Genomic DNA, 8,531 nt, shown 5'->3' on the forward strand with positions numbered 1-8,531 from the left:
TTGAACCCTCATACGGATAACGCAATTCTGAGTCTGCAAGAAGTTTGTCCGATGTCGGCGTTCTCTTTAAAAATAGTTCATTATCGCAAATGTCACCTATCAGCTTACCGTTAAAATATATAAGGTATCCGCCCATCATGGATCTTATGACAATATCACCTGCTGCGGAAAAAATCTCACGAACAAATTCATTAAATTCATTCACTATGATTACCTCCTTGATTGATAGATTTATGATTTGCCTCCTTAAGCTTATCTAAATCAATGATTGTATCTACAATTGCTAAATTACTTGGTCGATGTGTAATCATAATTGTCATTTTGTTTTTCAAAACAGGAAGAAGTTCTTTTAGTATGAGTCCCTCTGTTACTTCGTCTAAAGCGGATGTTGCCTCATCCAATATAATTATATTCGCTTCTGAGAAAAATATTCTTGCAAAAGCAATTCTTTGCTTCTCCCCGCCTGAAACAGTCGTATTACTTATGGTTGTATCCAAGCCTTCTGGAAGTTTTTCAAAGAATTCCGATAATTGACAGCGCCTCAATGCCTCTATGATACGCTCATCATCAATCTGTTTATCAAAAATAATATTTTCTCTCAACGTTCCTGAGAAAATTGGACTTTCTTGTGAAAGATAAAAAACTTGTTCATAAAAATCATTTAAATTTATTTCTGAAAAATCTCTTTCATCTATATAAATTTTTCCTTCAGATTGCTTTAGCAATCCTAAAAAAGTCTTAATCAAAGTTGATTTTCCAGAGCCACTTTTACCAACAAGTCCATAAATATTACGGTCTTTGAAAGAATAATTAAGCCCTGATAAGATATCTTTATTGTCAATATGAACACTGACACCTGAAAAATCAACCCGTGAAACTCTTTTGACACTTACTCCCGAATTTAGATGCCTATCGTCATCCATTTCAAAAAATTCTTTTAGTCGATTGAACGAAATAATATCTAAGTTATATTGAACAAAAATAACATTAAAGATAGCTATTGGATTATAAATACGGTCAATATAAATAAGAAGAGCTACCAAACTACCAATACTAACCGTAATATATCCTGAAAAGAATAGTCCGACTGTTACAATCTTAATAATAGCCACTAAGAGAGCAAACACTCCAAAGAACATTTCATGGATCATGGTCATATGTGTTAAACCTGAGACGGTTTCATTAGACATGGCTTCATAGTTGGCTATTTCCCGCTTATAAAGTTTATTTATTCTAAAGGTAACCATTTCAGTTATCCCACGAATTAACGTATGATTCATTTTCTCTTCTGAAACTAATGATGTCTCCTTCAAAGATTGTAAAACTTTCAACAAGTACTTTGTCAGTATAAAGACCACAATATATCCAATGGTAATTGGTATAAGCAATTTAATATCAATTAAAGCAATAAAAAATAGGTTGAATAGTGTCTCTGGCAATAATTCTCTGATAAGTCTAGTATAAAAATTTAAATAAACATTTCTTCCTGCTGAGGAGCCAGCTTCTACTTTTTGAAGTAGTTTTCCTGAATTAAGTTGAGTATAATTGATATAAGAAATTCTACTAATTTTTTCAAGAGCTTGTTTTTTCAGGAAGAAATAAATACCATGATATAACTTTGTTCTTGGATTTTGGTCTATATAAGAAAGAATAGGAACAAGAACAATCGTTATACCATACATCAAAAGAATCAATGGATTAAATTTTGAATTATAAGAATCTAATAATTCTTGAAAGTAAAAAGTATTGATAGATTTAAGTAAAGCAATAATTATCCCTAAAATAGCATAAAACAATAAGTTTATCTTAAATCTTTGCCATATTTTATTTTTCATATAATTCCCTCTAATATTTTCTATTCACACAGCCTAAAAACTCGTCTAGTCCGTCATCACGTCCTTTTAAAATTTATCAAAATGAAATCCTCACTTCCAAAATTTCTACTAGCTATAGACCATTATTTATTCTTCTTACTAGAAAACAATCGTTTCCACCAGCTTTGTTTTGTTTCTAAAAGTAGAGTTTCATTTTTTATTGTGAGTGCTCCAATCAACTGGAGTTGATTATTATTAGTCTCTAACATTTCAGCAATTTGTTTATCTTTTTGCTCAATTTGAGAAACATAAAAGCTACGTTCAGTCTCAAAATCAGCACGAATTTGCTCAATTTGCTCGTGTAGAACTTCTGCTACACGATCGCTAGCATCATCTATATTACTAGCATCTGTATAGCTTTCTTCTACAATACAACGATCTACTATGTATTGAGTAATTGTTTTATTCTCATTTTTAGCTAACTCTACGAGTTTCTCCTTTTGTTCTTTTGAAACTCTCACGCTGATTTGAACGCTCATTTTTTCTCCTAGATTTATTTATTTGCTACACAAACATAGCACTATGTATAGATACATTGTAGCATATTTTATACAATTCTACACACACAATTCCATGAAAACACTTAAACAATCAATTTTAAAATGCTTTTTAAAATTGATTGTTGTCTTCCTTCTTCTGTTAATCTGGCTATAGATGTCATAGTATATTTTTATTTTTTTGAGAAAGTATTTATCGAGAATCGATTTTAAGCTCTGAAACTCTTATTACTTACAATAAAAAACAACACAAACCATCTTCCGAGGGTAAATATACCACCCCAACGATTAAGACTCTTAAAACACGTTATATGACGTTAAAAAACGACACAAAAAAGCACGGTCTATTCAGCCATGCTTTTTTTATCTTCTCCGTAAAATTCTTTTAGTAGTTCATCGCTTTCTTTTTTCAAGCGATTGAATTCTTCTGTTTCGTCTTCTTTATCTTCGTTACCAACATTTTCTAAACGAGCTATCATTTCAGCCTTTTTCTTCTCTAATTCAGCTTTTTCCTCGTCTGTTGTCATGTTCTTGTAGTCAGGTTTGTAGTAGTCCGGCACGTTTGTTTTCTTCGTTGTTTTCTTGCTTGTTTTCTTCGGTTTTGGAGATGCAGTAGTGTTGATCACATTCTCTGTTTGATATGGTAAACCACTCTGCTTTTTAAACTTGAAAACATAACTCTTGATAGGAGTTCCACGTCCTGAACCTTTAATAACCTCATACTTCAAGCCCTCAAAGAACGGAGATAGTTCTTTGATGATTTGAAAAACAACACGCCTTGTCACTTCTCCGCTTGTATAACTTTCTGGAACATCTAACATTTCACGGAAACGCTCGATAGGAAACTCGGCTTTTCCTGTTGTCCGCCATTGCTTCAAATGTCGGTACATTGTCTTTGCGTATGTGCTTTTAATTTGTACAAACTCTTCTAGCTCGTAAAAAGTGAACTCTCCGTTTTTTAAAATAACGTTGACAATCTTTTCAAAATGCTCTGATACTTTGATTTCGATTTTCTTTTCATCGAAAAAAACATCGAATTTGGAGAATGGAAAGACTAGAGAATAGGCTTTGTCAGTGTAACTATGATACTTTAATTCTCCGATTTTATTAACAACAGATACTACTGTTTCTTTCCACCTATCCAAATTCTTTTTTTCGGATATAATGGTGCGTAACTCTTCTGTATCAAGTGTTACCACGTCTTGTTTCTTATTCATCACTTTTGACACAATAGCAATAAATAAATCCATCTCTTTTGCAGTCCATTGTCTCATAGAAACTTCGTTAAACTCGTTATGAACAACAATTTCACTCTTACTCTTCTTAACCTCTTTAGCCACGCTAAACCTCTTTCTTTCTTGTTTCGTAACTGTTCATCACTACCATAAATATATACTTTTTTACTTATTTTGTCAAACAAAAAACTCATTGCAAAATGAATGATATTTTTTCCCCATTTTGTACATCATAAACTCCCCATTTTGTACATCATAAACTCGATTTATTCCCCATTTTGTACATCATAAACTCCCCATTTTGTACATTAGAACAGACCTTTTAAAAATGCGAAACCCCTTGGTAATGTAAGGGTTTCGTTGTTTTTTGCGCTAGTCCGTAAAAGATAAATAAAAAAGATATATATAAAAGATATATAAAAAAGAGACTCGCTACGCTCGTTTTTTCTCTATCCATTTTCTTTTTTAAAAATCTTCTTGACTGGTTCATACAAGTGAACCATGTTCGCTACGCTCACGCTGGCAAGGAGAGCTTCGCTCTAAGGCTTACGCCCTCGCTTCTTGATAGCAATCAATCCAATTAAAGTGGTTTAGATACAGTTGATACAGTTAGTACAAAAGCTCTAATTCCTTGATACTACTGCATTGATACAGTTGATACACTTTCTCTATTTCTGAAACGTGTATCTTTTGATGTACAAAATGGGGAATAAATACTATAACTAGTTTAATAGCCTAGTTATAAGCATTATTCTCTTATCGAAACCCCTAAATCCTTGATATGACTGCGTTTGTGAGGTGCTGAGACGAGCGTTGTGGCGCTTTTAAAATCTGAAGCGTGGGTAATCTATCACTAACCCCCTATAAACGCTTACCTGACAAGCTTGTAGGCGTAGGATTTTCTAAACTCGTCTACTCTCTCATGCCCTAACGCCTTTGATGCTGCCAATTCTGCCATTTTATCTAAGACGTGTCCCTTCAGATCCTTGCGCAGAAACGTCTTCTGCGACTTCGGAAGAACGGTCACGTCCCTCTCATTCAGCAAATACACACGTTTTGCGTACTCTGCTCGTGAAGAGTGTTCGTCCAATTTCTTTGGCACTGCATACGTCTGAACCTCGTTCACTCGGTCATTAAAGACGTAGAAATCCTCACTTTGACGGAATAAAGAAACGATAAGACGTTCTTCTTCCTCGGTTCGTGCCACTAATGGACTTCTACGCCATTTTCCACCCTTTCCCTTAATGTGAAAGTAGTAAAATCCGTCTACGTCACGCTCTTTCTCTAATGCAGAACCTTTGATGCTTTGCAATTCAGACTTACGCAAGCCAGTAGCTCCGCCCACCATCTCGAAAAAGTCCTTTTTCTCTTGTGAGATATGTTTATCACTTTCCACGTCTTGACGTGAGCGCTTGGCATCAGCTCTGCGCCTTGATTTTGTAGGCATGAAAGCCGTAGTTGATAAATCAAACACTTTGCCCAGGTGCGCCTTGTACGTTGTCAACGTCCAAGCCGACAAATCTTTATCAACGCAACTCTGAATATAACGGTCTGCATACTTCAAAATCGATTCTAAACTGTCCAAATCGTCCCCTAAGCTCCGTTTTGCGACGAACTGGGAAAATCTACGCCAGTTTGCTAAAACGTCCCTGTGAGCCTTTTTAGACGTTATATAACGATACACGTCTCCCTCTTTCTTTCCTTGATGCCTTGACCGTCCTTGACCGTCCGCCCACTTTTTATCAATAATCTGACGTCCAAGCTCGTACACTTTCTCAAATCGAGCTTCCTCACTCGTTCGCAAGCTCTGTACTTGCTCTTCTGCTCTCTGTTTTCGTGCCAAACGCTTCTCTTTTCTTGATTTACCCATATTGACCCCCTCTCTTTTGGATACTAAAAAACCGTCTATAACTAGGCTAATAACCTAGTCATAGACGTAATTTTTTCTGCTTGTCAGTTGGACGAGCCAACTCGGTAAGTGAACCGGTTGAAGCAATAACGCAAATCTTCAACACTGTCAGCTAAGCCCATGCGCTTGGGTATTAACTTTAGTTTGGCTAAGCAGATAGCCCAAGGGTGAAACGTCCCCTGACGCTTTTTTTCTTCGTAAAAAAGCTATAAAAACATAGTCGTTTAAAGCAACGACGGGCTATATAAAAAATAAAATATAAGACCAGTAGACACTTAAAAAACACGTCCTACTGATTGTTTTTTCTTTACGTTACAACGATAGCTAATCGTTGTAATAACCAGTCTTAACTGCTACGAACCTTACTACCAACTGTTTCCTCTTCCTCTCTTTCTTTTGTCTAGTTAGTTGTATTTACATAATGTTATACAATGTACTTTAAATAAGTTTTTCCGCATAATTGAATTTAATAGCTAAAGATAATTATTTTTTCTCCTCCTTTATATTTTTGTTTCCTCCTTAGTTATAAATACTTTTTAGAAAAATTTAATTTGATTTTTAGATAAATGATATATAAACTATTTTTTGACCGAGCTATTAAAATTATTTTTATTTGAATATGTTGGTGTAAAATCCATTAAAACCGTCTTCTGTTTCCTCTTTTGCAACCCTAAAAATCGGTTGCTTATTTTTTCATGCTCTAGCCAATCAATCTTTTATAATTATAGTATGCCACAAAAAACAAAATAAAAAAATAAAATGTCAGAAACAAAAAATCAACATGAAACTTTTTACCTCATCTTTAATAGAAAAAAGATGAAATAACCGTCATTTATCCCTGATAAATGTTTAGCCGACCATAAAAGTGGCTTTCAGCCCCTTTATAGATCAGCTAAACATTTATGCCTTTCAGCCCTTTTTATTGCTCCACGCAATAAAAATTCCTTGATTTTTTCTCACAAAACGTCAAGCGTTTTTCTCGAAAAAAGGTTCGGTCTTCTAAAATCAGACCGAAGTGCCTGCGAACCACGCAGACAAAAAAGAGAGCTTGGAATCTCGCTATCAATCATTACTAAATTATTAATCGAAACGTGGATTCGTTTATCTTTTTCATGATCGTAATAATTAATGGGGATTGCCTTGAGCCTTGCTCTTCCTTGGAATCTATTCTTATTTCCAGTTAATGATATTTTTGTTGAAATGTGATAAGATAAATAAAATCAAAATATTTGGATAGATATATGGAAGATTTAAAGAAAGAGATTGGTAAAAAGATAAAAATAGCTCGGTTGAACCTCGGGCTAACTCAAGCAGATGTTTGTGATGATGAGTCAGAATTGACTGTTCGACAATTAGCTCGTATTGAAAATGGGCAGGCTATGGTGACAGTTCCTAAACTTGTCATTTTGTCAGAAAAATTAGGTATCTCAGTTCAAAGTATTGTTGATGTAGAAGAAATTGAATTACCTAAAGAGTACCTGAAGTTAAAAAAAGAGCTAATCAACGTCCCTACCTATGCGGATAAAGGACGTATTGAGCGTAAGGAAGAACTGTTGGAAGAAATTGGAGAGCTGTATTATGACGATTTACCGGAGGAAGAGCAGCTTTTAGTAGATGTTATTCAAGCTCGTTTTGATATTTGCCGAAGTTCTGATGTACGTTATGGCTTAGTCTTACTAGAAGAATATTTTCAACAGGTTCTGAAGAAAAATAGTTTTAAAGTCAATGATTTACTAATTATAGAACTTTATTTTATTTGTTGTGCAATGGGATTAGAAGATAAAAGTTATTTTGACGAATTAGCTGATAAAACATTGTTTTTTGTAGATTACGAAGATAAAGAATCCTTAACACAGTTGGAAAAGATATTATTAGTTATTTTGTCACAATTAGAAGCAAAGGATACTTTAAAATATATAGAATGTTTCGAAGAGATAATAAAGGAAACAAGACATGTTTTTTATATGCCGATGATTTACATGCTTAAAGCGAAATATGTTTTACATGTAGATAATAATGAGGAATATGCAGAAGAATTATATGGTAAAGCTGTTACTTCTGCAGAATTATTGGGAGATGAACTATTAGCACAAAGAATTTTAGAAGAAAAACAAGGAGATTTTTCTACAACCTGACTTAGAAGTCATGTTGTTTTTTTTATGTTTAGGATATACTTAAATCATAAAGAAAGCGGATACAAATCCAGGAGTTAAAATAATAAGGAGAATTTAAATGAATAATGTTTTTAATTTCGTATTTTGGTTGAATATATTAGTCCAAATCATCTTTATTTCATATACGCTAATTTCACGCGGAACTATCGAGAATACCTATCTCATTATAGCTTTTAGTTCTATTATTAGTACTACTTTGATTAAACTATCATTAAAAAATAATAAGGAGAATTTAAATGTTGAATAAACAGAACAAGAAACTTCTTTAGAGAAATCTTTTTTCCGAAAAATTGGTCTTTTTCCGAAAGAAGTATCTCAATAGCAAAACAACCCCTATCCCTTGTGGCTCTAGGGGTTTCTTGTAGTTATTGTCCACAAATCAAGCTGAAATGACGTCAGAATGCTCGTCTCAGTATCAAAAATGCAGAGTTTTTGTATAAAATCCCGCAAATCGAAGTCGATTATACAAAAAATAGACCTCAATGAGGTCTATTTTGTTGACTCTTCATACATCTCAAATAATCTTGCTACTGTTTCACTTTCTGTTAACCAAGTTTTCTTTTCCTACCCTACAATAGCCGTACAAGTTTTATAGGTTTCATTTCATAGAAATTTATACCTTGCTAAGTTCAACAAACTGAAGCTTGTTTGTCTCATTTGGCTTTCTTGGGTTTCTTTTCTGGCAGTTCCGCATACATACCTTTCAGTAGTTCAGTAATCAAATCCATATCCTCAAATCTGTCGAATGCATACATCAATGTCTTTGAACCCTCATACGGATAACGCAATTCTGAGTCTGCAAGAAGTTTGTCCGATGTCGGCGTTCTCTTTAAAAATAGTTC

At 33.9% G+C, this 8,531-nt stretch carries 6 protein-coding genes and 1 pseudogene; 1 reads left to right on the plus strand and 6 read right to left on the minus strand.

Going from position 1 to position 8,531, the window contains the following annotated elements:
* The 5 genes from QM859_RS08920 to QM859_RS08940 form a co-directional block, all read right to left on the minus strand.
* The coding region (locus QM859_RS08920) for a TfoX/Sxy family protein (protein ID WP_414262825.1) at positions 1–205 on the minus strand (205 nt) is incomplete at its 3' end.
* A complete protein-coding gene (locus tag QM859_RS08925) occupies positions 198–1,835 on the minus strand; it encodes an ATP-binding cassette domain-containing protein (protein ID WP_414262826.1) in 1,638 nt (545 codons plus the stop codon). The genes QM859_RS08920 and QM859_RS08925, both read right to left, overlap by 8 nt.
* A gap of 122 nt (positions 1,836–1,957) precedes the next feature.
* Entirely contained in the window at positions 1,958–2,353 is a 396-nt protein-coding gene (locus QM859_RS08930; RefSeq protein ID WP_414262827.1) for a hypothetical protein, read from the minus strand.
* A gap of 362 nt (positions 2,354–2,715) precedes the next feature.
* Positions 2,716–3,711 carry a replication initiation protein gene (locus QM859_RS08935; protein ID WP_414262828.1) on the minus strand — a complete coding sequence of 332 codons (996 nt, stop codon included), beginning with the start codon at positions 3,709–3,711 and terminating at the stop codon, positions 2,716–2,718.
* A 766-nt stretch (positions 3,712–4,477) separates the two neighbouring features.
* A complete protein-coding gene (locus QM859_RS08940; RefSeq protein WP_414262829.1) occupies positions 4,478–5,476 on the minus strand; it encodes a hypothetical protein in 999 nt (332 codons plus the stop codon).
* Positions 5,477–6,756: 1,280 nt separating this feature from the next.
* Here QM859_RS08940 and QM859_RS08945 point away from each other — a divergent pair.
* Positions 6,757–7,650, plus strand: coding sequence for a helix-turn-helix domain-containing protein (locus tag QM859_RS08945; RefSeq protein WP_414262830.1), 894 nt, complete (start codon positions 6,757–6,759; stop codon positions 7,648–7,650).
* A 692-nt stretch (positions 7,651–8,342) separates the two neighbouring features.
* Here QM859_RS08945 and QM859_RS08950 read toward each other — a convergent pair.
* Positions 8,343–8,531, minus strand: a pseudogene (locus QM859_RS08950) (TfoX/Sxy family protein); the annotation flags it as partial.

It is taken from the genome of Streptococcus infantis (genome assembly GCF_047463175.1).
Classification (GTDB): Bacteria; Bacillota; Bacilli; order Lactobacillales; family Streptococcaceae; genus Streptococcus; species Streptococcus infantis_AC.

What these genes read in the sequence shown, in the direction of transcription:
- QM859_RS08925 (WP_414262826.1), bottom strand. Translation starts at nt 1,835, where the DNA reads ATGAAAAATAAAATATGGCAAAGATTTAAGATAAACTTATTGTTTTAT.
- QM859_RS08930 (WP_414262827.1), bottom strand. Translation starts at nt 2,353, where the DNA reads ATGAGCGTTCAAATCAGCGTGAGAGTTTCAAAAGAACAAAAGGAGAAA.
- QM859_RS08940 (WP_414262829.1), bottom strand. Translation starts at nt 5,476, where the DNA reads ATGGGTAAATCAAGAAAAGAGAAGCGTTTGGCACGAAAACAGAGAGCA.
- QM859_RS08945 (WP_414262830.1), top strand. Translation starts at nt 6,757, where the DNA reads ATGGAAGATTTAAAGAAAGAGATTGGTAAAAAGATAAAAATAGCTCGG.